This window comes from Alienimonas chondri (assembly GCF_013036045.1).
GTDB lineage: Bacteria > Planctomycetota > Planctomycetia > Planctomycetales > Planctomycetaceae > Alienimonas > Alienimonas chondri.
In genome coordinates, this window is the sequence record NZ_WTPX01000041.1 from 1 (window position 1) to 25,727 (window position 25,727).

A 25,727-nucleotide genomic window follows, 5' to 3' on the forward strand; every position below is an offset into this window, starting at 1 on the left:
CCTTCGACCCGTTCACGCCCTGAGCGTACGTCGCTGAGCCTTCGCTCCCCGACCTCCGCCCGTCCCACGACCGTCAGCGCCGTGATCCGCCTCTCCACTCTGTCGTTCGCCGTCCTGCTCGGTTCCGCCCTCAGCGGGTGCGCCTCGCTGGCGCTGCCCGTGCCGGACTCGCTCCCGGACTGGCTGCCGGGGGACGACGATGAGGGTCCCGTGCAGGCGACGGCCGCGAATCCGGTCACGCAGGTGGCCGGCTTTTGGCGGCCGGCGGAGGATACCGGTCCGAACGGACGGCCGGTCCGGGGCTTCGCCGGGAAGATTCTGCTGTTCCCCGCGCAATCGCGCGGCGACGAGCCGATCGCCGCCCGCGGTTCGGTCCGCGTGAGCCTCTACGACCAAACCGGCGGATCGGACAAACTGATCCATCAGTACGACCTCCCGCCGGACGCATGGGAAACGCACGCCGCCCATTCGAATCTCGGCGTGGGCTATGAGGTGTTTCTCCCCTACATGAGCGACGATCCCCGCCGGATCCGCTGCGGGCTGCGAATCCGGTTCATCCCCGAATACGAGAACGGGGTGCAGGCTCGGCCCGTGTTCTCCGCCTTGGAATCGTGCGTGCTCGACGAGGCCGTCTCGCAGCGCCGGCCGAGCGCGTACCCGGAGGAACTCATGGCGACGCGACACGGATTGCGGACGGAAACGATTCGCCCCGTGCCGGTCGAACGTCCCGCGATGGCCGCACGCCGGGACTCCGGCGTGATGCCCGCTTCCGCGGAGCGCGCCTACACGGACAGATCCAGCGGGGTTCCGGCGAGCGCCGCCGACGGATTGACGCCGGAGATGCGAGCCAGGATCGAAGCCGCCCTGGCCGAACGGAGCCGACGGACGGCGACCGGTCGTCACTCCGCGGCGGTCGAGTCTCCGGCGAGCCGCGCCCCGGACGCCGGCCCCGGTCGCCGGTTCACGCTCACCCCCGCCGACGGTTCGGGCGCGGACGGGTCGAATCCGAACGAGCAGGCGTCTCACCCCTTGGGAATCGACTGAGTCCAACCGCGGGGCGACTCTTGGCCCACGCCCCCCGCGAGAGCGGGTAAAGTGGAGATGTCGTTCCCCACTTCGAGTCGCCCGCCGTGCTCCGAACCGCCGCCTGTCTGCTCGCCTTCGCAGGGCTGGCCTGTTCCGCTCCTGCACAGGGCGCTCGCGGCACGACCTCGGGCGCCGGGGGCGCGACCACGGGCTCTTCGTTCGGGGGAACGTCAGGCGCCGGAACGCTGACCGGCGGAGCGACGGGCGCGGGCCAATCGCTGAGCGGAGCCGCGGGCGGTCTGACCGGAGCGGGCGTCGGCGGGGCGGGCGCGGGAGGGATCGGCGGACAAACCGGAACCGCCGTCGGCTTCGGCGAGGGCTTGCAGGCTCAAAACCCGGGTACGTTCCTGGGCAGCGGAGCCGGCCTGAACGGGTTCGTCGGCGGCGCCGGCGGCCAGCGGGCGGTTAACGCCGCCACCGGCGGAACGACCGGATTCGGCGGGGGAGGCGGGGGAGGAGCCGCGGGACCGACCCGGCAAGGCGGCGCTCGGTCTTCCGGCAACGATCCGCGGCTGAATATCGCCGTGCCGCTGCGGGTGCGCATCGCCGTTCCGCCGCGGTCGCCTGCGGCCCTCGGTCAGTCACTCGCTCGGCGGGCGGCGATCCTCACCGATCCCTCACGATTTGAGTCTCGTCCCGGCTTCGCCGGCCTGCGGGTCGGCGCCGACGATGCGGGCGTCGTCACGCTCTCCGGCAGCGTCCCGGAGGAAGACCGCCGACTCGCAGCCGCCATCGCCCGTCTTCAGCCCGGCGTCTCCGACATTCGGGAGGCGTACGACGCGGAACCGGGCGTCGACGCCACCCCCGCTCCCCGCCCGCCGGCAGTAGATGCGCCTGTCCTCCTGCGGACGGAACGCGGCACATCGATGCGGGTGCTCAACCCGTGAGAGGTTCGGCCCTGATGTCGACGCTGCTGATCAGCGGCAGCATGGTCGGTTGCGGGCCGAGTGAAGATCGCGATGCGCCGCCGAGCGACTGGACGCAGCAGGTCGAGGACGTCGCCGACGGCCAAAGCACGACGATCACGGTCGATCAGGACTCGACGCAGGCCGGCGAACGCCCGTTGCGACCGAGCGATCTGCTCAGCCTGAGCGACCGTTGCGCGCGGCTGGAGCGGATCACGGTCCTGCGTTCACTGACGCCGGACGATCGATCGGCCGTCGATTCCGCATGGGAAACTGTCCTGCCGGCGTTGCCGAACCTGCGTCGGGTGACGTTTGAGGGGCCGGTCTCTGCCGCCGGCTTCGGAGCGCCGGGCGGACCGCCGCTGACGCACCTCAACCTACCGGCAGCCGCCGCGGACGGGGCGGATTTGCGAGCCTTGGCGGAGGGCGTGCCGTCGCTCGTCCTGTTGCGTTTACAGGCTCCCGGGGCGACCGATGACGATCTCGCGGCGCTGCGAAAGCTGCCGGCCCTCCGCTTCCTGCACCTGATCGACGCCCCGCTGACCGACGCCGCCGTGCCGCACCTCGCCGCCTGCGCCGCGCTGGAGTCCTGCTACCTGGATCGATCGCAGCTGACCGCGGACGGGTGGGAGGAATTGCACCGCCTGCGGCCCGATCTGCACCTGCATGCGGACCTCACCCATCCCGTCGGCGGGCATTGATGGAACGGGTTCGGTAGTCTCGGGGGGTCGCTCTCTTCCCGCAGGTTTTCCCATGCCTTATCGCCGTCCGCTCGCCGTAGTTCTCGCCGCCGCCGTGGTCGGCTTCTCCGCCTGGTCCGGCAGTCTGGGCGCCCAGGACGAACGCGGCGCGGCGCCGCCCTCCGTCGCGGCGGAGGCGTTCCTGGCGACGCTGGACGACGCGGAGTTGAAGACGGCGGTTCTCGATCCGGCGGACGCCTCTCGCATGGATTGGCACTTCATCCCGAAGCCGACCCGTAAAGGCCTGATGCTGAAGGAGATGGACCGGTCGCAGCAGTTGGCCGCGCGGAAGTTGCTCGCGTCGCTGGTCTCCGCGGCCGGCTACAAGCGGGCGGAGCAGGTGATGACCCTCGAATCGGTCGTCGCGCTGCTGGAGAACGACCCCGTCAAACGCGATCCGCTGAAGTACTACTTCACGCTGTTCGGTCGCCCGAACGACGCCGGCGAACCGTGGGCGGCGAGCATCGAGGGGCATCACCTCTCGCTGAACTTCCTGGTAAAGGGGGATGAAGTCATCGCGTCGACGCCGCTGTTCTTCGGGGCGAACCCGGCGACCGTGCCGGACTCGTTGAAGGCCGGAGCGGTCGAGGGCGTGGAAGCCGGCGATCGGATTCTGTCCGACCCGGAGGATGCGGGGTTCGACCTGCTGAACAGTCTCACGGACGCCCAACGGGCCGTCGCCCATATCGATCAACAGCCGCCGCGCGAGATCCGCAGCGCCGGGAAGGGTTCCTGGACCGTCCCGCCGATGGGGCCCGAGGACGGATTGCGGGGGGTGAAGATGACTCCGCCGCAGCGTGAGAAGCTGAAGTCGATCGTCGAATGGCACCTCGCGCCGCTGCCGGACGCGGAACGGGGGGAGAAGCTCGCCGCGATGAAAGACGCCGGCGGCCTGCGGGCGCTGCGATTTGCCTGGCTGGGGGCGACGGAGCCGGGCATCGGCCACGGTTACCGCGTTCGCGGACCGAGCCTGCTGATCGAGTTCGTCAACAGCCAGCCGGACAGCTTCGGCAACCCCGCCAACCACGCCCACGCGGTCGTGCACGACCCCGCAGGCGACTTCGGCGACGAGTAGAACTGGGAGCCGAGTAGCCGCGGCGGTCAGGAGCTGAGTTTCGAGGTGAAGGTCATCGTGCGATCCGCCCGGTTGCGGAGGTCGTCCAGTAGCGGACCGACCTCCGGCCGGAGGAAATCGCGGTGTGCGCGGCGACCGTTGACGCGCAGATCGACCTTCGCGTCGTAGTCGATCAATTCCGGGCTGAGCCACACGTCGACCGGTTTCGCTCCGCAGCGCACGACGACGAGGTTCCCGTCCCGCGCCTCGGCGTCGATGGAGACCGTATTGACGCGTCCCGGCCCCGGATTGCGGCCCGCTTCCAGCACGGACGACGGCAGCCGCCCCGCTTCGATCCACCACTTCCGAGCGGCGGAGGGACGCAGCACGCGGGCGTCGATCGTCTTCGGGAACGGGGTGCGGCTGTGGCGTTCGAACCATTCCAGAATGCGGGGCGTCTCCTCCGCGTAGAACTCTCGGCCGCGGCCGAAATACTCGACGTAGGTGACGTCGTGGCCGTCCTTCATCAGATCCCGCAGACGTTCCGCGTCGTCGCCGCGGCGGACGGGACCGAACGGATCGAGCTGACCGCCGACGATGTACAGCGGGCAAGCGGCGGCGTTGCGCTCGAGGGCGGCGGCGAACTTCTTCGTCCGCCCGCCGACCGCCGCGACGGCCGCGAACAGATCCGGTCGAGCCAGGCCCACGTCGATCGCCGCGTCGCCGCCGTCCCAGTGTCCGGCGAGGTAGCAGCGATCCGGGTCGAGGGCGAAGCGACGGCGGGCGTCCTCCACGACCGACGTCACCGCCCGGAGTTGCTCGTCGCCGTACGGATGCCCCCCGCGGGAATTCGGCGGACGGCCGGTCGTCGCTTCGAGATCCAGCGACAGCACGACCATCCCGCGAGTCGTCGCTGGGCCGGGCACCACCGCGTCGCCCACCCGTTTCGCCCCCCAAAATGATGCTCCGCCGCCGGCCCCGGTGGCATAGGGACCGAGTACGACCAGCGTCGGATACATCCGGTCGGGGTGATACCCGGGGGGCAGGACGGCTTCGTAGCGGGGCGTTCCGGTGGGGAGGCGGGCGGAGCCGAACCGTTCGTCGCAGGTCAGCGGGAAGGGGCCGATCAAGCCGCTGGGATGCGGAGCCGGCATCGACGTTTCCACCCACGGCCGTAACCGAGAGACGACCGAGCGAACCCCGATCGCATCCACCTCTTCCAGACTCGCGAGTCGGTCGCGGAGCGCCCCGGCCCGCAAGCCGTCCGTCGTCGCGAGCGCCTCGCGGAGCATGCGACGAGCCTCCCACAGCCCGGCGGCGCGGCGCGGATCGGTATCGGCCCCGCCCGGCCCGGCGGCCCAGCCGGAGTAGGCCAGCGCCAGCCGATCCGCCGCGGGCAGGCTGTCATCGGCGGCGAATTGCAGGAACGGGTCCAACCGGTCGAGGGTGTCGGGATTGATCGACTCCGCGATTTCCGAGCGGTACGGGCGAAAACGGTCTTGTTCCTCGGACGAGAGTTCTCCATGCAACATGTCGAACCGCACACGCGCCAAGGCGATCCGGCGTTCGATCTCGTCGTACTCTGCCCGAAGATCGTTGACCCGACGGGCGATCGCGGGCGGCACCTGTTCCTCCGGGAAACCGATCAACGCCCGGCGGACCAGTTCATGCTGACCGGCGGCCCGGCGGACGAGCAGGTCGCTTAGTAAGGACGCCCCCACGGCGCCGCGCAGCCCCTCTGCGGCGGCGTCCGCGGCGGCCGCCAGCTCCGGGAAGTCGCGTCGCACGGCGTCCAGTTCGGCGCCGGCCCGGCCGAGCAGACCGGCCTCCGTGTAGAACCGCACCACGGCCAGTCGGTCGTCCGGGTTCTTTACGTCGATATCGGTCGCGATCATCGCGGCCAGACGCTCGGGCGGCACCGCGGAGACGTCCAGCCCAGTCCTCCACAGGTGCGTCGTGCTCGCCAGATCCAGCCCCTCGGCGGAGATGCCGCGGACGAATTGAACCACGTCGATCTCCCCGTTGGGCGTCGACAGCGTGACCGTCCGCCGACCGTGATCGCTGAACGGCGTAACCCGGGCGATGCTGCCGATCGTCAACAACTCCTTCACCGGTTCCGGCTCGCGATCGTCCAGGATGAACTCCACCCGGCCGCTGCGGAGATCCTCGGCCGGATCGGTCTCCGCGATATTTTTCAGCCCGACGAAGGTGCGTCGGGTCAGCGTGTCAATCAGCTCCAGCGGCCGGTAGGCGTTCGGCATCTCCGGGTCCGCGCCGGCCGGGGGGAGCATCTGCTCATCCGTCAGTCCGCGCACCGGCATGATCGAACCGACGTGCACGGTTCCGTCCTTCGTCGTCACCGACCCGGCCCGCGCGATTCCGGCGAGAGCCAACAGGCCCGACAGGAGAAGGGCGGCGACGGCCGGACGAGGCATGGCGGCGGGCGATCGGGACAGGGGGCGGGACGATAGTGTCGGCCCGCTCCGCGGCGCGGTCCATCCCCGCCCGCGCAATCGTTCTCACCCGAACCGAGGAACGCTCGTTGCTTCATTCTGCCGGCCGAGCGCCGTACGGATCGCCGCTTCTCCGCCGGCAACGCCCGGCGGCGTCCCCTCCATCCGGCCTCCGCTCAGAGGCAGTCGCGGCCGGTCAACAATCGGTGGGCGGATTGATACTTCTCCGCCGTACGGGCAGCGACCTCCGGGGGCAGCGGCGGCGGCGGACTCTCCCGGTCCCAACTGCTGCCGAGCAGCCAATCGCGCACGTACTGCTTATCGAAACTCGGTTGGGCGCCGCCGGGCGCGTACCCCTCCGCCGGCCAATAGCGAGAGCTATCCGGCGTGAGCGCCTCGTCGCACAGACGGAGGATCGGTTCGCCCTGCTCGTTCAGGTCGCCGGGGAGGGCGCCGAACTCGAACTTCGTATCGGCGAGGATCAAACCGCGATCCGCAGCGTACTCCGCAGCCCTGCCGTATAACTCCAACGTGAGAGCGCGAAGTCGCTCCGCGGTCGACGTCCCCACCGCTTCTGCGGCGCGTTCCAGCGAGACGTTTTCGTCGTGTCCCTCCGCCGCTTTCGTGGCGGGCGTGAAGATCGGCGCCGGCAAGCGATCGGACTCCGTCATTCCGGGCGGGAGGGCGACGCCGCACACCGAACCGTTCTGCCGGTACTCCTTCCAACCGCTGCCGGACAGATATCCCCGCGCGACGCATTCGACCGGGAACATCTCGCATCGCTTCACGACGACGGACCTCGCGGCGAGTTCCGTCAGATCCTCGTCGCGCACGCCGTCGAGCGGCAGGTCCGCGACGGTGCGATCCGTCCGGTGGTCGGGGACGCTCAGATAATCGAACCACCAATTCGACAGGCTGGTCAACACCCGTCCTTTTCCGGGAATCCCGGTCGGCAATATGAAGTCGAAGGCGCTGATGCGGTCGGTGGCGCAGACGAGCAGCAGGCGCTCGAAGGCGGGGTCCACCGCGGCGAGCGGGCGGAGATCGAACACGTCCCGCACTTTGCCGCGGATCGCGACCAGACCGGGCAGATCGACCCGCAGGACGGCGCCGGCGGCGTCGCGGTGAAGCGCCGGAGCGGTCATCAGCGAAGCTTGGAAGGAGACGCGGCGGGACGGACGGGTGGCGCGGACCGTAGCGGGGGCGTGGGGCCGCGACAACGAGGGCGGCGCCGAGGCCGATTGCGTCGACCGCGGCTCTGCCGCAAACTTGCCCCATTGGTCGACTTCCGGCCGAAACCCCGCCCCCCACTAGAACACCCGCATGGGGCAGATGCGGTTCACCGTCGCCCCGCCCGAGCGGCTTCGCAGTCAAGCGGAGCTGGCGGAGGTGCATGTGGTCGGGCCGGGGGAACGGGTCGAACCGGCGACAGTGACGCGCGTCGGCGACCTGCTGATCGTCGATCGGCCCGGGACCGGCAGCGCCCGCCTGCGATGTCCGTGGCCGGTTCCCGGGTTCGGAACGCCCGTCGTGGCGACGTGCAGTTTGGCGGAACATGCCGTCGACGCGGAGCCGCATCGATTGGCGATCGAACTGGCGCGCGGCCTCGTGGGGGTGGCGCGAGAGCAAGTCGCCGCGGCCCGCCGCGCGAACGTGCTCCTCCCGCCGAAAATTCTTGAGGAACTCGGCAGGGCGTGGGGATCATTCGTTCAAGCGGCGTGCGGCGACAGCGAAGCCGAGGGCGTCGATCCTGCGGAGGCCGCGGAACGGTCCATTGTCGCGGCGTGTTCCGTGGCGGATTCCGTGGCGGCGGCTCGCGCCGACCGGCGCCTCAGCCTTCTAAAGCGACAGTCCTCCCACCCGCCGGCGTCGCTCGCGATCCGTGCCGGGCAGGGCACGGATCCACGGGAGCGTTTGCCGGCCGCGTTGTTCGGTCCGTTCCGCACCGCCGCGATCCCGGCGGGCTGGGCGTCCATCGAGCCGGTGCGCGGCCATCGAAACTGGACGGCGTTGGATGCGGCGCTCGATCGCTGCGAGGCCGTGGGCGCGGCGCCCGCCGTCGGTCCGTTACTGGACTTCAGCCCCGGCGGATTGCCCGATTGGCTTGCCGAGTATCGCGGCTCGCCGGGGAATCTGGAGAGCCTGTGCGCCGATTTCGTGGAGACCGTCATCGGTCGGATCACGGGTCGGGTGAGGACGATTGAAGTCTGCGGCGCCGCGAACATCGGCGGGGCGCTCGGCCTGGACGAGCCGACCCGATTGGGACTGGTGGCCCGCACGGTGCAGGTGGCCCGCGGCGTGGACGAAGAGAACCGATTGTTCCTGCGGATCGCCCGTCCGTTCGGGGATTATCTGGCCCGAGGGGAGCATCGGCTCGCCCCGCTGCAATTCGCGGATGCGCTGTCCCGAGCCGGCGTGGGACTGGACGGCGTCACGCTGGAATTGGCCATCGGGTTCGAGAGCGTCGGCACGCCCCCGCGGACCCTCGCCGGCTATGAGCGATTGCTGGCAGGATGGAGCAAACTCGGCGTCCCGCTGCGGATCTCGTTGGCGGTGCCGGCAATCCCGCCCAAGTCAGGGGTTGAATCAAGCGACTGGCGTGCCGGCGGGAGTCCGGAGAAACAGGCCGAATGGATCCGCCACCACCTCCCGCTGTTCTTCGCCACGGATCCGGTCGTGGAAGTCGAATGGGCGCTTGCGCGGGACTCAGGACCGGGCAAGGCGCCCGAGCGGTTGAACGGCGGCGGTTTGCTCGCCGCGGACGGCGCGCGACGGCCGGCGCTGGGCCAGTTCGCGGAGTTCGCTCGTCAGTTTGCCGTCGATCCGGACGCCGGCACGCACCTCGACATCGCGGTGATGGACGACGAAACCGAGGAGTTGGGGGAACCGCCCACCTGGGCGGGCGACGCCTACGACGGCTAGTCGGCGCAGCCGTCGAACGGGCGGCGTCGAGCCGGGCGCCTCGAGACTGCGGCCCCCCGGGCGGGTATGCTTCCGGCCCGCGACCCCGATGGAATCCGCGATGCCCCGCCGACGCCCGTTTTCCCGCGGTTCCGCCCGCGACCCGCGCCGGTTCTCGATCCCGTTCGCCGCCGCGTCGCTTCTGGGAGTCATCCTCCTGCCGACGGTCGCCCAGCCGCGAAATATTCAGGGCCTCGAAGATCGCGACGGTCAGAACTTCGAAGATCCCGGCGCCGGATTTACGGCGCCTCCGCTGTTCCACCTCGATCGGGCAGCACTTCGGCAGATCGAGCTGAGCCGCCGCGCCCAGAAGGCGGGTCGCGTGGACGAAGCGGCCGCCCTCGCCGAACTGGCAACGAACGCCGAGTTCGATTCCGTGATGCCGGACGGCACGCCGGTGCAGGTCGCCGCCGCGGACGTCCTGCACCGCGCCGCCTCGGAAGCGGAGGCGATCGTCGAGCTTCGCCTCGGCGTCGCCGCGGAGGACGCCTTCGAAGCCGCGTTCGGAAGCGGCGATCCTCAGCGCTTCGCGGCGATCGCGGCCCGCTTTCCCGGCACGATCGCCGGCCGTCGAGCCGAGGCCCGCGTCGCCGACCTCGCCATGGATCGCGGCGAGTTCGAGATCGCCGCCCGGCTGTACGCTCAACTGGCAGAGCGTTCCGCCACACGTCCCGTCGATCAAAACCGTTGGCGGATGAAGGCGGCGACGGCCTATCAACGAGCCGGGAAGGGCGGCCGGGCAGATGCGTTGGTCCGGCGAGTTCCAGTCGCGGATCGTGCCGCATTCCTCAATGCCCTGTTCCCCCAGTCGAACGCGAACGCCGACGACCCCGCTGCGGTTCTCGCGGCGTTGGGCCGGGGCGCTGCGCCGCCCGAGGCGCTGCCGGAGTGGCCGTTGGTGGGTCGCCTGCCGGGCCGTGGACTGACGTTGCCGGGGGGCGATCCGCCGGAGCGGGTGAACGCGGTCGGCGGTCCGCTCTGGACGATGAACCTCACTGACGAGATCCCCCCGACCGGGGCGGACGGTCCCGGACGGGTGATCGCTTCGACCGTTCATCGCGATCGGATGGGGCGGGGCGAATCGATGTGGCCCGCGGCTCGCCCGCTCGCGCTCCGCGAACCGGGCGGGGGAGACTCCGTGGAAGACGTGACGGTCGTCTTCACCTCGCCGTCCGGCCTGACGGCGGCGGACGCCGCGACGGGCGAGGTGCGATGGAGGAGCGGGCTGATGCTCGATTCCGAGTTCTATCAACTCACGCGCGGCGAGGAGGAAGCGACGCTCAGCGACCGCGGCCGCGGAGCGATCACCGGGCTGCGGAACCTGCACGAGGAACGCGGCTATCGGGACGCCGCTTCGGGCGCCCTGTCCGCGGACGATCGGCACGTCTACGCGGTGCGCAACGTCGATCTTCCCAAATTGATTCTGGACCCGGACTTCAATGCGCTGATCTCCAACGGCGTCGATCTCGCCCGCCGCAACCGGGTCAACCGACTGGTCGCCTACGACCGTCAGACGGGCCGGATCGCCTGGACGGTCGGCGGCACGTTTACGAGCTTCAATTTCGAAGGACCGGAGAATCCGACGGACGAGGCGTTCTTCTGCGGCCCGCCCCTGCCGACGCCCCACGGTTTGGCCGTGATCGCGGAGACCGGCGGCGTTCTGCGACTGCTGGTTCTCGATCCGGACGACGGTGCCGTGCGACGGGTGATGCCGATCGCGGTTCCCGCGCTGCCGACCTTCGAACCGCCTCGCTGGCGATTGGCGGGGTTGGGCGTCTCGGCGGCGGCGGGGCTATGGATCGTGCCCACCTCCGCCAGCGGCGTCGCGGCGGTCGATCCGCTTACCGGGGACTTTGTTTGGACCTATCGGTACGTCTCGGCGGTGCAGGTCGAAGACGGACCGCCGGTCCCGCGGCGGGCATCGCTGTCCGCCTCGGAGGACGATCAGCCCAAATGGGTCGATCACCCGCCGAAGATCGTCGCCGACCGCGTGCTGCTCACGCCGAGGGATTCGGAAGAACTGCACTGCCTCGATCTGGCGACTGGCGAGCCGATCTGGACCCGCCCGCGGGGCGCCGGCCGACAGGTGGCCGCCGTGGTTTCCGCAACTGACGCGGACGCCGCCGCGGATGGCATCGGCGCCCGCGGTGACGGCGATCCTCTCACGGTCCTCGTGGTGGGCGACGACGGCGTCCGCGGCTTGGCGCTCTCGGACGGAATCGAGCGATGGTTCACGCCGCTGCCCGCCGCCGTCGGCGATGCGACGCTCGCCGGGGACGCGCTCCTCGTCCCGCTCTCGGATGACACGATCGTCGCCCTGAGGCCGGAAGACGGGAGCGTGCTGAATCGACTGCCGGCCAGCGGCGGGGCGGGGAACCTGATCGCCGCTGGCGGACGTTTGATCAGTCAAACGCCGACCGAAGTCGGGGCGTTCCGCACCCGGACGGAGACCGACGCGGCGATTCAAGCCGCGTTCGCGGAGGCAGACGCAGAGCGGGCGCTCTCGCCGGCGCTGCTCCTCCGGGCCGGCCTCGCGCTGCAGGATGGCCGCCACGCCGACGGCGTCGCCGACTTGATCGCCGCCGCCACCGCCTCCGCCCCGGCGGGAAACGCGGGGGTGGCGGCGCGCCTCGCGGCGAGCCGTGCGCGGGATCGCCTGTCCGAGGTGCTGGCGGACGGGCTGCGTCGAGACTTTGCAACCTTCGATCCCTTATTTCGCACAGCCGCGAAGGTGCTGGGCAATCCGCCCACGGGCAAGGTCGCCCGCGCCTACGTTGACGGTCTGACCGATTCCGGCCGTCTGGCGGAGGCCTTTCGCACCCTCGCCCGGCTCGAAGACGGCGCCGCGCGGCCCGACGTCACCGCGGTTGCCTGGGCGCGTCCTCGGCTGCCGCGACTGTTCCTCGCGGCGGACCAATCGGTGCGAGGTGGAATGGTCAAGGATGTGGCCGACCTCTACGCGGCGGCGACCGACGGGGACTCGCTGGAAGCCTTCGCCGGCAGATTTGGTCGCCTGTGCAGCACGCCGGAGTGGCGCAGCGCGGCGCCGCCGTTGAAGGACGCCGTCGATCTGACCGACGCAGCGCTGCGACGTGCCGCCGCGATGCAGCGGGAGAACCGGAAATCGACGCCGCTCGCGGCCGCGCGGCTGTTGCGCTGGGCGGCGTCCCGTCCCGGAGCGGCGCCCGCCGATGAGACGCTCGCGGAGATCTACGCGTCCGCGGGCGCCTCGTCAGCCGCTGCGTATCTCCGCGGGCAGCCTGTGTCCGACCCCCTCCAAGGTCGACGGCTGGCAGTCGCCGAGGCCGACGATCGCGGGCGGGTGCCGGCGATGGTGCGGATCCCGGTCGGCTCGCTTCCGCCTTGGGAGACGGGCGGACGGCTGACGGGCGACAACGTCGGGCCGCACCTCCGCTGGCAAACCGACGACGGTCGGCTGGCGTTTTCTCACATCCTGCTCGGCGGACCGCCCCGTAGCGGGTCGCGGGCGATGTGGGACGGACACCTACTGGTCGCCGGCCTCGGCGATCGCATCGTCGCATTGGACACGCTCACCCGGTCGGGAACGCCGGAGCCGCTTTGGAGAGGGAGAATTACGCGAAACGTCATCTCGGACGGACCGTTCTTCGTGCCTTCGGATTTCGATGCGGCGACCGCTCGCGGGAGCCGGTTCGACGGACCGGCGGTCCTCACGCCGCGTCAACTGGTCGTCCGGACCGGTTCGACGCTCACGGCCCGGCACCCGCTGACCTCGCAAATGCTCTGGCGACGCACCGGCCTGCCGTCGCAGGCTCGCGTGATCGGCGACGATCGGTCGATCATCGTCCTCCCGCTCGGTGGGGACCGGGCAACGCGGCTGTCCGCGGACGACGGGTCGGAAATCGGCCTGGTCGACGTCGGTCCGGCCGGCGATCGCTGGCTGGAGCGCGGAACGCGCATTTGGTCGCGATCGTTCGAGAACGGAGCAGAGCCCCGAATCACGGTATCCTGCATAGACGTCGCCGGCGCCGCGGATGACGGGGTCCCGGATGATGGAGCCGAGCCGTCGGCGGCTCCGCGGACCGTGTGGTCCCGGTCATTCTCCCCGGATGCCGTGTTCGCTCCGAACGATGCCGCGACGCACCTCACGGTCGCGACGCCGGATCGGCGGGCCGTCGTTCTCGATCTTGAGACGGGGGAGGACGTGGAATCCGCCGATCTCGGGCCCGGCCCGGCTGCGGCCTCCGTGTGGGGCGAACGCAGCTTGGACGGTTGGACCGTGATCGTGTCGGACGAGCCGGATGCTCGGGCCGAACGTCTGTTGGACCCGTTCGGCCGTCGGGCGCCGGAGGCGACGGAGTCGTTCGCGTACGGCCTCAAAGCCGGCCGCGTGCTTTGGTCGCGGTCGGTCAGCGGGTTGCCGGGCAGCGTGTGGCAGCCGCCGAGGCTGCCGATTCTCGCGCTGCCGGGACGAACGCGAGAGGACGACGGAGGTTCGCCCTATGGCCGGCAGTTCACGCTCACGCTGATCGATACTCGGAACGGAGCGGAGCTGGCCGAGGTCGAAAACCACGCCCCGCTCACGCCGATTGACTGGGAGATCGGACCGGCCGGCCCCTGGTTCGTCGACGGTTCCCCCAGCGAAGCCATCGACGTGCGACTGCGGACGCGCGGCCCGGATCTGTCAGTTCGCGTGCTCGACGAACCGCTCGCCGAACCGGCCCGTGCGACTCCGCCCTCCCCGAAAGGGGAGCCGAGCGAAGGATCGTGACCGCCGGTCGATCAGCGGGGACCGCTCGCAGCGATGGTCGTCCCGCGATCCGTTGACGCTGCGACAAGCCGGCTTTAGCGTGCCGAGCCGTTCGCCCGTTCACTTCTCGTCAGGTTTCTCCGATGGCCCGCCCCGTCACGCTCTTCACCGGCCAGTGGGCGGATATGAAGCTGGAGGAGATCTGTAAGGTCGCCGGCCTGGGTTCGTCCGGCACCGGCGAGGACGGCTTCGGCTACGACGGCCTGGAACTCGCCTGCTGGGGCGACCACTTTGAAGTCGACAAGGCGCTGTCCGACGACACGTATTGCGCCCGCAAGCGGGATCTGCTGAGCCGGTACGACCTGCAGTTGCACGCGATCAGCAATCACCTCGCCGGGCAGGCGGTGCTGGACACGATCGACGAACGGCACAAGGCGATCCTCCCGCCGCACGTCTGGGGCGACGGCGATCCGGCCGGCGTGAACGAGCGGGCCGCGGAGGAGATGAAGAACACCGCCCGCGCCGCCGCCAAGCTGGGCGTGGAGGTCGTCAACGGCTTCACCGGCAGTTCGATCTGGCCGTTCGTCTACGACTTCCCGCCGACGCCCCCGGCGATGATCGACGCCGGCTTCCAATTGCTCGCCGATCGCTGGAACCCGATCCTCGACGTGTTCCAGGAGTGCGGCGTGCGGTTCGCCCTGGAGGTGCATCCGACGGAGATCGCGTTCGACATCTACAGCGCCCACAAGGCGTTGGAGGCGCTGGACCACCGCGAGGAATTCGGCTTCAACTTCGACCCCAGCCACCTGATCTGGCAGGGCATCGACCCGGCGGAGTTCATCCGCGAGTTCCCGGATCGCATCTATCACGTCCACATGAAGGACGCCTCGGTCACGCTGAACGGCCGGACCGGCATCCTCAGTTCGCACCTGCCGTTCGGCGACCATCGTCGCGGCTGGGACTTCCGCAGCGTCGGCCGTGGCGGGGTGCGGTTCGAGGAGATCATCCGGGCGTTGAACGACATCGGCTACAGCGGTCCGCTGAGCGTCGAATGGGAAGACAGCGGGATGGACCGGATGCACGGGGCGAAGGAAGCCGCTCAGTTCTGCAAGAACGTCGACTTCGAACCGAGCGGCCGCGCGTTCGACAGCGCCTTCGACAAGGCGGAGCAGTAAGCCTTTCGGAACGTCGGCTCCGGCCTCAGGCGGCGTGCTCGAAGGACACGTCGTCGGGGGCCGGATACGCCTTCAGCGCCTCCCGAACCGCCGTTAGCCCGAGACGAATGCGGCGGCGATCCCGGGCTTCCGGCAACGCGGCTTCGGCGCCGCGGACGACCATCTCCGCCTGTCGGTACACGATGTCGGCGTCGTCTTGCGCCGAGAGACACGCGGCGATCCGGCCCAGGCTGCGCAGCAGGCAGAGATTCACCAACAGACTACCGCCGCAGTACTGACGGATCGGATCGAACGCTTCGCCCATCGCCTCCTCGAACGTCACCGGCCGGGCGAGCAGACGCAGGGCGTCGGAATCGTCATACCGGCGCGGGCTGGGTCGATCGCGCATCGCCATCCGGGCCAGACCCACGCCGAGGGCGTCGACGCAGTATGTCGCGGTGTACGGATCGTTGATGCCGGGGGACAGCGCCCGCACGGCGATCTCCGCGAGTTCCGAAATCGTGCAGCGGACGTCCTGCCGCGGCGTACGGTCCCGACCGATCACGACGGCTTCCTGGATCGTGCGATCGCAGTCTGCTTCCGCGTCCTCGCCCGTCGGGCGGGGTCGCACATGCGCGATCGGCAACAGCTCCGAGACGAAATCACCGGGGCGGTGTAGCAGTTCGATCGTGACGTCCGCGTCGATCGCCCAGTCCATCAGGGCTTGTTCGTTGATCCCCTGCAGATACCCGTTTTTCGGGGCCTTCACGACGTACGGCTCCCCCTGAAGTCGCCCGCCGGCCCCGCGGTGCGATTCATCGACGTCCGCTTCCGCCGTGCCGATCTTCTCGGGGAACAACCGGTCGACGGACTCGTCCAGCGAGTTCGCCACGTCCCGTACGATGTGCGAAGGCTGCACCGCCCGCGCCGTGTGATGAACGAAGTAGACCAGGATGCAGAGGTCGAAGATGGCCAGAACCACCGCCGCCAGCACGGAGACATGCGGCACCACGGCGCCGGCCTCCAGGCCGCGGATCAGGCGCAGCACCAGCAGGCAATACACGCTGGTGCCGACGAACGCCCCCAACGTGACTTGGGTGACGCTGTCCTCCATAAACGTGCGGATCAGCCGCGGTCCGAACTGCGAACTGGTCAGGCTGAGCGTGACCATCGTGATGCTGAACACCACGCCGGTGACCGTCACGCTGGCCCCCGCGATGGTCGAGACGGTCGTCTGCCCGGCGGAGACCGTCGTCGCCAGCCACGCCGACTTCTGGGCGACGGAATCGCCCATCCGCGAGTCCGTCCACGGCAGCACGAACGCCAGCAGGGCGGCCGCGACCATCATCAGCCCGGGAATGAACCAGAAGCTGCCGCGGAAGCGGTCCCAGAGGTGAATGAGGCGGGTCAACGAGGCGTGCTCTGCGGCGAAGGGAAGATCGTTCTTAGTGTGTCAGGACGCTCCGACAAGGCCGAAGCAGTTCCTTCCGCCCGACCGCTGAACGGAACCGCGATCCGCAACTCGCTCCAGTCGTCGGCGTCCGCCCCGCAGCGGGCGTCGCCCATGACGAATTCGCCCTCCTGACCGGGCGTCGAGTCGTCTTGCTCCGTGATCCGCCAGCCGCCGATGTGGAATCGGGCGAAGGCTTTCCAAGCGATCACTTTAGGATCCTCCTCGAGACCGCGTCGTTCTGCCTCTCCGGGGCTCCGCGAGAGGCAATCTCGATGAACGTAGCCCCCGGTCAGTCCGTCCCAATCGCCGTAGCAGACGTTGGCGAGCACGTCCCGACCCGAGGGACCGACGGTCATCACCGAGGACATCACGCGCCTCCGCCACGGCACGCCGGGGACCGGCATCGCACCCAGTGCGTCGATCCGGTCGGAGTCGTACCTCTGGGAAAGGACCGGGCCGGCGAGCGCCGCCCCCACCGCCTGGACGGACCAGTAAGCGTTCGCCACGAGATACAACCCGATCAGCGATGCAGCGATCAGCGGGGCGAACCGCCATCGGCCCCACCACCGCAACAGAGCGACTTCAATCACCCCGGTCGCCCAGCCTACCGCCACCCACGACGGACATTGCTCCTTCCAGCAGGCGCCGGCGACCACCAGCGTCGCGGCGAACGTCAGGGCGTACCACCACCACTTCGTCCGGCCGAAGCGCCGGGTTCCGCAGACGAGCGCCCCGCCGAGCATCAGCCAGACCCACGGATCGACGATGAACACGCGGTCGCCGTAGTACCACGTCTTGTCCCACGGATAGAACGGCCGCACGCCGTAGCTGTTCCACCAATCCATGAACAGGTGCGAGCCGACGCCCAGCGCCGCGACGTCTAGCCCCCGCCGCAGCGTGAAGCCGGCGAACCAGCCAGCCGTGCATCGGCAGCGGGCCAGCAGCCAGAGCAGCGCTGTGAACGTGACCGCCTCCGCGGCAATGCCGACCAGGCTGTGACTCCACCCGCGATGGTGCAGCAGATAGGCCGCCTTGTCGCCCAGCGGCGGAGGCCAGAGAACCAACGCTTCAAAGTCCGGCAGGTTCGCCGCGACCACGGCGGACCAGGTGAGCCAGCGGCCGGGGCGGACGGAGTCGGGATCGAGCGGTTCATCCCGCTCGCCGGCCCAGCGGTCGGGCAATGTGCGGGCGATCAGGGCGCCGGTGAGGGCGTGCGTGAGGTTGTCCATCGCAGGACAGTGTGCGGCCCGCGATCGCACGCCGGTAGCGGTCCGTCTTCACCGCACCCGGCGGCGGCTCTACGATCGGGGTCCGCCGTCGCTCAGGAGTTCGCCGTGCCGCTTGTTCGTTCCGTTCTGATCTCGGCGGCGCTGTCGCTGGTCGCCGTCACCTCGGCGACGGCAGGAACCGTCGCGGAGGTGCAGGCGGCCGCCGAACCGCTGCGGGACGCCTACCGCGCGGAATTGACCGCCTTCGCCGATCGAGCCGACGCCGCCGGGCTGGCGGAGTTCGCCGCGGAGCTACGGACCCGCGTCACGCCGCCGGACCCGCTGACGCTCTCCGTCACCCCGCCGCCGCGGGCCGTTCAGCCGCCACTGCCCGCGGCCGATCGATCCGACGAGATGGTCCTGCGTCGTGCGGTACGGCGATCCGGGGAGGAATACGCGAACGCCCTGTTCCTGCTCGCCAAGAAGGTCGGCACGAAGGGGGCGGACGAGCCGACGGCCGCGGAGACGGCGATGGGACTGGTTTGGGAGATCCTCGCCGCGAACCCCGATCACGCCCCGGCCCGCCGCGCGATCGGACAGAAACAGGTCGACGACGAGTGGCTGACGCCCTGGCAGGCCGTTCAAACGAAAGCCGGCCGGGTCGATCATCCGGTCTACGGCTGGACGCCGGAGGGGCACGTCGATCGGTGGGAAGCCGGCGAGCGATTGCTCGACGGCCGTTGGGTCGACGCCGATCGGGAAGCGCTGGTGCGGTCGAACTTCGCTTCCGGCTGGGTCTGCGAAACGGAGCACTACCGCGTTCGCACGAACGTCAGCCTCGAACGCGGCGTCGAGGTCGCCCGGCAACTGGAACGCTTTCACACGTTCTTCCGCGCCGTCTTCCCGGGCTTCGGCCTCGGTCCGGCCGACCTCCGCAAGCGGTTCAGCTCGTACGGCGCCATCCCCACCTATACCTACGTCGGCGGAGCGGACGGAGCGTACAACGTGCACCTCTACCGCGAAAAAGGGGAGTACGTCCTTGCATTGAAGGACGAAACGCCGCAGATCGAAGTGACGAACGGGTTCTACGATCACCGCACCCGAATCGCGTCGTTCTACGAAAACGGCCCCGGCGCCGACCCGCGAACGGTCTTCCACGAGGGCACCCATCAACTGTTCTACGAGTGCACGCCGCGGTTCCGGCTGGTGGGCGAGAACGCCCATTACTGGGCGGTCGAGGGCATCGGCTGCTACATGGAAAGCTTCCGCGACGACGGGCAGACGATGTCCGCCGGCTCACCCCGCTACATCCGTTTCTCGAACGCCCGCAAGCGGTGGATCGACGAGCAGTTCTTCGTCCCCCTCAACGAGTTCGACGCCCGCGGCCGGGTGGCGTTCCAAACCTCGCCGGACATCTACAAGGTCTACAGCCAGGCCAGCGGGCTGACGCACTTCTTCATGCACGCCGGCGGCGGGGCGCTGAGGCCGGCGCTCACCGCTCACCTGTCCGACCTCTACCACCCCGCGGTCCGACCGACGCAGGTGCGGTCGCTGGACGCCCTCACTGGCGTCTCTTGGACGAACTTGGGCGAGTTCTACAAGGACTATCTGGTGAAATAGGACGACCGCTACTCGGTGGCCCCGGCGGCTCTTCGAGCCGACTTGAACCAGAAGTCCCCCGGCGACTCGCCGACGCTACCGATGGCTGTAATCAGCAGGTCCGGCCCGACCGGTTCGGCTCGCATCTCGCAGAACTCCGCCGCGGTCGCGATGGTGGGAAATCCCTCGCCCGCAAATGGCGTCGTCGCCGCCGCGCCGCCCAGCAGCTTCGGGCAAAGGAAGGCTCGCACTTCATCGGTCTGCCCCTGATCGAGCCAAGCCCCCGCGGTCGCGCCGCCGCCTTCGAGGAACACGCGGTACACGTCGCGGTCCGCAAGAGCGTCCAGTAGAGCCAGCACGTCGATGCGGTGCGGATCGCAAGGCGCGGCCGGCAAGTCGAGCCGCTCCGCGTGATCCGGCAGCGGCGTCGGCGGGGCGCCTTCCAATGCCGTGATCAATATCGGCCCATCCTCCGGCGTTCTCGCCAGCCGGCAATCCGGCGGCAGTTCGCCCTTGGTACCGACAATCACCCGTAACGGCGTCCGAGAAGCGGGGGGCAGGCCGAACGCTTCGCAGCGGGGGGCGAGGTGCGGGTCGTCGGCCCGCAGCGTGCCGGCGCCGACGACGACGGCGCCGCTCTCGCCCCGCCAGCGATGCACCAGCGCCCGACTCTCGCGCGAACTGATCCACTTGGAATCGCCGGTGCGGGAGGCAGTCTTGCCGTCCAGCGTCATGGCCCACTTGGCCGTGATCCACGGTCGCCGCACGGCGAGCCATTTGAAGAACGGGGCCGCCAGCGACCGGCACTCCTGCTGGAGCACGCCGACCTGCACGTCGATCCCCGCGGCCCGCAGCCTGGCGATTCCCCCGCCGGCGACATGCGGGGCGGGGTCTTCCGTTCCGATCACCACCCGCGAGACGCCCGCGGCGATCACCGCGTCGGCGCAGGGGGGCGTTTGGCCGTGGTGGGAACAGGGTTCGAGGGTGACGAACAGCGTCGCCCCTCGCGCCCGCTCACCGGCGTCCCGCAGCGCATGGACCTCGGCGTGCGGTCCGCCGTAGCGTTGATGCCACCCCTCGGCAATCGGATGTCGCTCCGGGGTCGTGAGCACGGCGCCGACGCAGGGATTCGGTTCGACGCTCCCCCGTCCCCGCCCGGCCACCGCGACCGCGCGGGCCATCGCCGCTTCTTCGGAGGGGAACGGGGCGGTCATCGACGCTTGCTCGGAGCGTGGCTCAACTTCCCGGCACCCACAATTTCTTCGCCTCGCCGCCGTCGTCGGGGGCGTCGGAGCCGGCCGTCCAGACCCCGCCCGCGGAGGTCTTGCCGGCCGCTCCCCCCGAAGCCTCGGGAGCGGCGTTCGCCGCGACCGACGGCGGCGGAGCCACGTCGTGAGCGGCGAGGATTTGCAGCAGATAGGGACGGAACTGCGGAAGCTTCGGTCCGTAGTAGCGGTCCAGCCGCTCGATCAGCGGGGTGAGTTCCGGGTCGTCCGGCGTCTCCAACCGCAGGGCGAGTTCGCGGGTTTCCCAGCGGAAGACCGCTTCGAAGCTGTTCTCCGACTCCTTCGCCTCCGCCCGGCCCTTCTCCAGCCATTCGAAGGCTTCGTCGTAGTCGTAGCGGTCGCGGGCCAATTCGCCGAGCGTGTGATAGGCCCGCTGCCGATCGAACTGTTCCGAAAGCGAATCGCGGCTTAACGCTTCGGCCAGCGTCGCCCGCAGGAACCGGGAGGGATGCACCAGCAGCACGCGGTTCATCACGGTCAGCAACTGTCGATCGTCCAGCTTACCGAGATCCACCCGCTGGAGTTGCAGGATCGAATAGGCGTTCAGCGCCGCATCCGCCGGCGCCTCGGTCGTCTGCAGGGCGGGCACGCCGAACCGATCACGGAGGGCGTCGATGTCGAGCTCGTAGCGGCCGCGGTCGCAGACGGCGTCCAAGACGTACAGGGCACCGGCGAGCTGCTTGGCGAGGGACTCGTCGTTCGCGGCGGCGTTCGGGGTCTTTCCGTCCAGAGCCGCGAGGGGCGTTTCCGGCCACACCTCGTTGATGCGGCGGGTCCACTCCTCGCTCTCCAGTTCCCGACGACGACGCAGCGCCACGCCGTCCGGGAACGCCCAGCGCCAGCGGAGTCCCCACAACTCGCGGGGCAGGCCGTAGCGGCCGTCGTCGCCCTCGGGGGGCTGTTCGTCATCCGGGGCCTCCGGCAGGCCGATCTCCTCGACGAGCGCGAAGGCGGCGTCCCATTCCTCTCCTTCAAACCCGGACAGCGCCGCCCGCGGGCCGTCGGCGTCGTCTTCCTCAGCGGGGGCGTAGAGCGTCAACTCGCCGATCACGTTCGGCACCGCGTCGCCCGTCAGCTCGCTGCCGTCGTCGGAAGACGGCATCGGCCGATCCAGCAGTTCGTAGACTGCCGCCGGCGGGTTGGGGTCGTCTTCTTCCGCGGCCTGGGGAAGGCGGAGGAAGCGGTCGTGGTCGTCCAGTTCGCTGAGCAGTTTCGAGATACTCGCCGGGGCGAACAGGCGCTCCTTCAGATCTACGCTGCCGCCTTCCTCGGCGAGGCCCAGCAGTTGAGCGAGCGCTTCGAGTTCGGCGGCGACTTCGAAGTCGTCTTCCGCCTCCGCGGCTTCGCTCAGAGCGGCGCTGGCGGCCTTGTGATTGCCGTCGAACGCATGGCACAGGCCGGCGTTCGCCCGGACGTCGGCGTTGTCCGGGAGGTCGCTCGCGACGGCGGCATAGCGGTCCGCGGCGGCGCCGTAGCAGCCGCTCTCGGCGATTCGCCGGGCTTTCGCGGCGGCGTCGACCGCCTCGCCTTCGCCCTTGATATCCGCCAGGGGATGCACGCTCCGCAGGGGGTAGGGGACCTCCGCGTTGCCGTCGAATTCCATCAGCCGCATGAACAGTTCCTGCTTCCGCTCCTGCGAAGCGAATCGCAGGGCGCAGGCGAGATGTTCGCGGGCGGCCGGATAGGCTCGGCGGCTGTACAGATCGCCCGCCGCCGCGGAGGCCAACCCGCTGACGAGGTCGCCGTAGTGCGGCGCCGCCTTGCGGAAGGCCCGCCAGATCGGCTGGCGACTGTTGGCGAAACCCTTGGCCGACAGGCTCGCCGAAGCGTGCAGCCCGAGCATCAGCGCGTTCGTCGGATCGGCGGCGAGGCCCGCTTCCAGGATCTCCAGCGCAGCGCTGGCCTGCCCGCCGTTCAGCAGCATCGTGGCGCGCGTGCTCTGGATCGCGGGCGTGTCAGGGTGCTTCTCGTCCAGCGCCGCCAGCTTCTCAAGCGCCTTGGCGGCGCTGCCGCGCTCCCGCAGTTTCGCCACCGAAGTCATCTCCGAGGCGACCGCGGTGCAGCGACAGAACTTCTTTTTTCGACCCGTGCCCAGGCAATAGGGGCAGGGAGCGTAAGCGTCAGCGGCCATCGGCGGTCGCGGAAAGATGTGAGCGTGATACGGCGAAGCGAAGCACGGTACGCGGTTCGGCCCGAAAATTCATCACGCTTGGCCGCCGCGGCCCGCTCGCACCGGAGCGTTCAGCGCACGATCGCTCGCAAATCTTCGACCATCGCCCGCGCCGCGGCGGCGCTGGCCTCCTGCCATCGGGCGGGGCCGAACTCCGCCGCGAACGGCTCGGCGGAGAAGGCAAAGTTGACCGCCCGACTGCTGTTGATGAGGGCGCCCAGGCCCCCGCGTTCGCCGCACTTCTCGTCGAACGCCCCGGCCACGTCGGCGGCGGACCCGCCCTGGCTGCCGTACCCCGGCACCAGCAGCGGCACACAGGGCATCGCGTTGCGGAGGTCCGTCAGTTCCGCCGGGTAGGTCGCTCCGACGACGGCGCCGACGAATCCGTAGCCCGTCTCGCCGATCGAGTTCGCACAGATCAGATCGAGGTGCGCGGCGATGCGATTCGTCGTGCTCACGCCGTCCAGTTCGGCGTCCTGATACTTGCCGCTGAGGGGGTTCGACGTTTTGCAGAGCACGTACAGCCCGGCGCCGCGCTCCCGGGCGACGTTCACGAACGGTTCGAGCGTGTCCGGCCCCAGGAACGGATTGACGGTGAGGGCGTCCGCCATGTCCGGCCGCGGCGGATCGACCCCGCCGAGCAAGCCGCGGGCGTAAGCTTCCGCGGTGCTGCCGATGTCGCCGCGCTTGGCGTCGAGGATCACGATCAGCCCCGCCGCCCGGGCGTGGGCGATGACGCGGGAGAGCGCCGCGACGCCCGGGGGGCCGAGTTCCTCGAAGAAGGCGCTCTGCGGTTTGACGGCCGGGACGAGGTCGGCGACGGCGTCGATCAATCCCTTGCCGAACCGCTCGAAGGCGTCGGCGAAGCGTTCCAGTTCGGTCGGTCCCGTCGCCGCGTCGAGGACCGGCGCCGGCAGGGACTTCAACCGTGGGTCGATGCCGACGAGGGCCGGCGTGCCCTTCGAGCGGACGGCGGCGTGCAGACGGTCGGCGTAGTGATGCGGAGCGCTCATGGCCGCAAGATAACGGGTGATTGCGGGATCGCTCGTTACACTCCCGGCATGCCGCTGATCGAACTTCCGAATCGCCCGACCCCGCTGTTCGTTCGCGATGCCGGCCACGGTCCGCCCGTGTTGCTGATCCACGGCTGGCCGCACGATCGACGGGTGTGGGACGGCCTGGCGGACGCGCTCAGTGATTCGCACCGCGTGATCGTCCCGGACCTCCCGGGGTTCGGCTACAGCCCCCCGGCGTTCGAAGGCGAACCGGCCGAAGCCCCGCCGCTCTCCATGGACGATCTGGCGGAGACGCTCGCCGCGCTGCTGGACGCCGTCGGGGTCACGGAGCCGGTCGCGGTCGGGGGGCTTTCGATGGGCGGGTATGCGGCGTTGGCCTTCGCGGAACGCTTCGGCGAACGGCTGAGCGCGTTGATGCTGTTCGACACGAAAGCGGCCGCCGACAGCGACGCCGCACGTGGGAAGCGGGGCGAGATCGTGGATCGACTGATCAGCGAGGGAACCGGCTTTCTCGCGGACGACTGCCCCGGGCAGCAGCTCTCGCCACATTCGCTGGCGGAGCGTCCCGAGGCGATCGAACGGCTTCAGGAGATGACGCAATCGGCGACCGCGGTCGGGGTGATCGGCGCCCAGCGGGGGATGGCCGCGCGGGCGGATCGCACCGGGTTGTGCGGGCGGGTCGATGTGCCGACGCTGGTCGTCGGCGGGTCGGACGATACGTTCACGTCGCCGGCCGACCTGCGGGCGTTGGCGGACCTCTTCCCCCGAGGCCGCTACGCGGAGATCCCCGCGTGCGGTCACCTCCCCCCGCTGGAAGATCCCGAGGCCGCCGCCGAGGCGGTGCTCGCGTTTCTCGATGCGACTCCCCCCGATCAAGAACCGGCCTGATGAGCGCTCCCGCCGACGTCCGCCCCCGCGGCAATCGTCCCTCGACCGACCTCGGTCTGCTGATCCTGCGGGCCGCGGTCGGGCTGGACCTCGCCTACCACGGCGCCCAAAAGCTGTTCGGCCAGCCGATCGGCGGGTGGTGGACGACCGATCCGAGAACCGGCGAGTCGCCGGTGAAGGACGCCGGGGCGACGATCGAGGGCCGGATCGAAGCGTTTGCGGGGAAACTGGACGGGATGGGCCTGCCATACCCGGAAATCAACGCCTGGGCGGCGGCGGTGACGGAGTTTGGCGGCGGGCTGCTGGTCGCCCTCGGACTGTTCTGCCGGTTCGGAGCGTTGGGTTTGGCCGTCGCGATGGGCGTTGCGTCGTTCATGGTTCACCGCGGCGCCTGGGACAATCGAGCCGGCGGAATGGAGTTCCCCGCGATCCTAATGTGCGCGGCGCTCGCGCTCGTCTTCACCGGCCCCGGGCGATTCAGCATCGACGGAGCGCTGTTCGGGCGGAAGAAGGCCGCGAGTTGAGCGACTCTTTCTTCCACTAACGACGCCTACGTCGCCGTCCGCGTCGCGATCGTCTCCCCCCGTTTGAATCCGTCATGGCCGACAAGAAGCACGCTCCCCGATTCGTCGCGATCTGCGAGGCGGCCTCCGCTCGCGTTCCGCACACCACCGCGGATGCGGTGAAGGCCCGACTCGACGCCGGCGAGTCCGTCCAGCTGATCGACGTGCGGGAGGAAAGCGAGTTCGCCGCGGGACATCTGCCCGGCGCGACGCACCTCTCGAAGGGGGTCATCGAACGAGACGTCGAGAAGACGTTTCCCGACGCCGACACGGAGCTGATTCTCTACTGCGGCGGCGGCTATCGCAGCGCTCTCGCGGCGGACAACCTGCGGGAGATGGGCTACACGAACGCGATCAGCCTCGACGGCGGCTGGCGCGGCTGGACCGACGCCGGCCTGCCGACTGAGGGTTGAACGCAGCCTGCCCAGCACAGATTTGCCCGGCACGGGGCAGGGGCGGGGC

Annotated in this window: 18 protein-coding genes; 11 read left to right on the forward strand and 7 right to left on the reverse strand. The window is 69.8% G+C overall.

Annotation, left to right across the window (positions count from 1 at the left end; translation table 11 throughout):
- Window positions 1-81 precede the first annotated feature (81 nt).
- From LzC2_RS08180 to LzC2_RS08195, 4 genes are all read left to right on the forward strand, one after another.
- Window positions 82-1,044, forward strand: coding sequence for a hypothetical protein (locus tag LzC2_RS08180; RefSeq protein WP_171185697.1), 963 nt, complete (start codon window positions 82-84; stop codon window positions 1,042-1,044).
- Between the two features lie 86 nt (window positions 1,045-1,130).
- Window positions 1,131-1,973, forward strand: a complete 843-nt coding sequence (locus LzC2_RS08185; protein ID WP_171185700.1) for a BON domain-containing protein — start codon at window positions 1,131-1,133, stop codon at window positions 1,971-1,973.
- Between the two features lie 14 nt (window positions 1,974-1,987).
- Window positions 1,988-2,692, forward strand: coding sequence for a hypothetical protein (locus LzC2_RS08190; protein WP_171185702.1), 705 nt, complete (start codon window positions 1,988-1,990; stop codon window positions 2,690-2,692).
- A 52-nt stretch (window positions 2,693-2,744) separates the two neighbouring features.
- Window positions 2,745-3,806 (forward strand): DUF3500 domain-containing protein, encoded by a 1,062-nt coding sequence (locus LzC2_RS08195; RefSeq protein WP_171185705.1) that lies wholly within the window; start codon window positions 2,745-2,747, stop codon window positions 3,804-3,806.
- A gap of 26 nt (window positions 3,807-3,832) precedes the next feature.
- Here the strand turns inward: LzC2_RS08195 and LzC2_RS08200 are convergent, their stop codons facing one another.
- Together LzC2_RS08200 and LzC2_RS08205 are read right to left on the reverse strand one after the other, a co-directional pair.
- Window positions 3,833-6,220, reverse strand: coding sequence for an alpha/beta hydrolase (locus LzC2_RS08200; protein WP_171185707.1), 2,388 nt, complete (start codon window positions 6,218-6,220; stop codon window positions 3,833-3,835).
- Window positions 6,221-6,414: 194 nt separating this feature from the next.
- Window positions 6,415-7,383, reverse strand: a complete 969-nt coding sequence (locus LzC2_RS08205) for a phosphoribosylaminoimidazolesuccinocarboxamide synthase (protein WP_171185709.1) — start codon at window positions 7,381-7,383, stop codon at window positions 6,415-6,417.
- Between the two features lie 187 nt (window positions 7,384-7,570).
- On the opposite strand from LzC2_RS08205, the gene LzC2_RS08210 reads away from it, so the two are divergent.
- The 3 genes from LzC2_RS08210 to LzC2_RS08220 all read left to right on the forward strand — a co-directional run bounded on the left by LzC2_RS08210 (window position 7,571) and on the right by LzC2_RS08220 (window position 15,103).
- Window positions 7,571-9,160, forward strand: a complete 1,590-nt coding sequence (locus tag LzC2_RS08210) for an endo-1,4-beta-xylanase (protein ID WP_171185712.1) — start codon at window positions 7,571-7,573, stop codon at window positions 9,158-9,160.
- A gap of 100 nt (window positions 9,161-9,260) precedes the next feature.
- Complete coding sequence (locus tag LzC2_RS08215; protein ID WP_171185714.1) at window positions 9,261-13,949, forward strand: outer membrane protein assembly factor BamB family protein; 4,689 nt, start codon at window positions 9,261-9,263, stop codon at window positions 13,947-13,949.
- 122 nt (window positions 13,950-14,071) lie between these two features.
- Entirely contained in the window at window positions 14,072-15,103 is a 1,032-nt protein-coding gene (locus LzC2_RS08220) for a sugar phosphate isomerase/epimerase family protein (protein WP_171185716.1), read from the forward strand.
- A 25-nt stretch (window positions 15,104-15,128) separates the two neighbouring features.
- Here the strand turns inward: LzC2_RS08220 and LzC2_RS08225 are convergent, their stop codons facing one another.
- Together LzC2_RS08225 and LzC2_RS08230 are read right to left on the reverse strand one after the other, a co-directional pair.
- Window positions 15,129-16,493, reverse strand: coding sequence for a DUF2254 domain-containing protein (locus LzC2_RS08225; RefSeq protein WP_171185718.1), 1,365 nt, complete (start codon window positions 16,491-16,493; stop codon window positions 15,129-15,131).
- The gene (locus LzC2_RS08230) at window positions 16,490-17,764 is read right to left on the reverse strand and encodes a metal-dependent hydrolase (RefSeq protein WP_171185720.1); all 1,275 of its coding nucleotides are present in this window, start codon (window positions 17,762-17,764) and stop codon (window positions 16,490-16,492) included. The genes LzC2_RS08225 and LzC2_RS08230 overlap by 4 nt, the downstream gene beginning before the upstream one ends.
- 105 nt (window positions 17,765-17,869) lie before the next feature.
- Between LzC2_RS08230 and LzC2_RS08235 the strand changes: the two genes are divergently transcribed.
- Window positions 17,870-19,363: a hypothetical protein gene (locus LzC2_RS08235; protein ID WP_171185721.1), complete on the forward strand. Its 1,494-nt coding sequence runs from the start codon at window positions 17,870-17,872 to the stop codon at window positions 19,361-19,363.
- Between the two features lie 8 nt (window positions 19,364-19,371).
- On the opposite strand, the gene ribD is transcribed toward LzC2_RS08235, so the two are convergent.
- From ribD to pyrF, 3 genes are all read right to left on the reverse strand, one after another.
- Window positions 19,372-20,556, reverse strand: a complete 1,185-nt coding sequence (ribD, locus tag LzC2_RS08240; protein WP_171185724.1) for a bifunctional diaminohydroxyphosphoribosylaminopyrimidine deaminase/5-amino-6-(5-phosphoribosylamino)uracil reductase RibD — start codon at window positions 20,554-20,556, stop codon at window positions 19,372-19,374.
- Between the two features lie 22 nt (window positions 20,557-20,578).
- On the reverse strand, window positions 20,579-22,759 hold the full coding sequence (locus LzC2_RS08245) for a hypothetical protein (RefSeq protein ID WP_171185726.1): 2,181 nt from the start codon (window positions 22,757-22,759) through the stop codon (window positions 20,579-20,581).
- Window positions 22,760-22,869: 110 nt separating this feature from the next.
- A complete protein-coding gene (gene pyrF / locus LzC2_RS08250) occupies window positions 22,870-23,811 on the reverse strand; it encodes an orotidine-5'-phosphate decarboxylase (protein ID WP_171185728.1) in 942 nt (313 codons plus the stop codon).
- 48 nt (window positions 23,812-23,859) lie between these two features.
- Between pyrF and LzC2_RS08255 the strand changes: the two genes are divergently transcribed.
- From LzC2_RS08255 to LzC2_RS08265, 3 genes are all read left to right on the forward strand, one after another.
- Window positions 23,860-24,702: an alpha/beta fold hydrolase gene (locus LzC2_RS08255; protein ID WP_171185730.1), complete on the forward strand. Its 843-nt coding sequence runs from the start codon at window positions 23,860-23,862 to the stop codon at window positions 24,700-24,702.
- The gene (locus LzC2_RS08260; RefSeq protein WP_171185732.1) at window positions 24,702-25,226 is read left to right on the forward strand and encodes a DoxX family protein; all 525 of its coding nucleotides are present in this window, start codon (window positions 24,702-24,704) and stop codon (window positions 25,224-25,226) included. Before LzC2_RS08255 ends, LzC2_RS08260 begins: the two co-directional genes overlap by 1 nt.
- A 74-nt stretch (window positions 25,227-25,300) precedes the next feature.
- Window positions 25,301-25,678 (forward strand): rhodanese-like domain-containing protein, encoded by a 378-nt coding sequence (locus tag LzC2_RS08265; protein ID WP_171185735.1) that lies wholly within the window; start codon window positions 25,301-25,303, stop codon window positions 25,676-25,678.
- Window positions 25,679-25,727 lie beyond the last annotated feature (49 nt).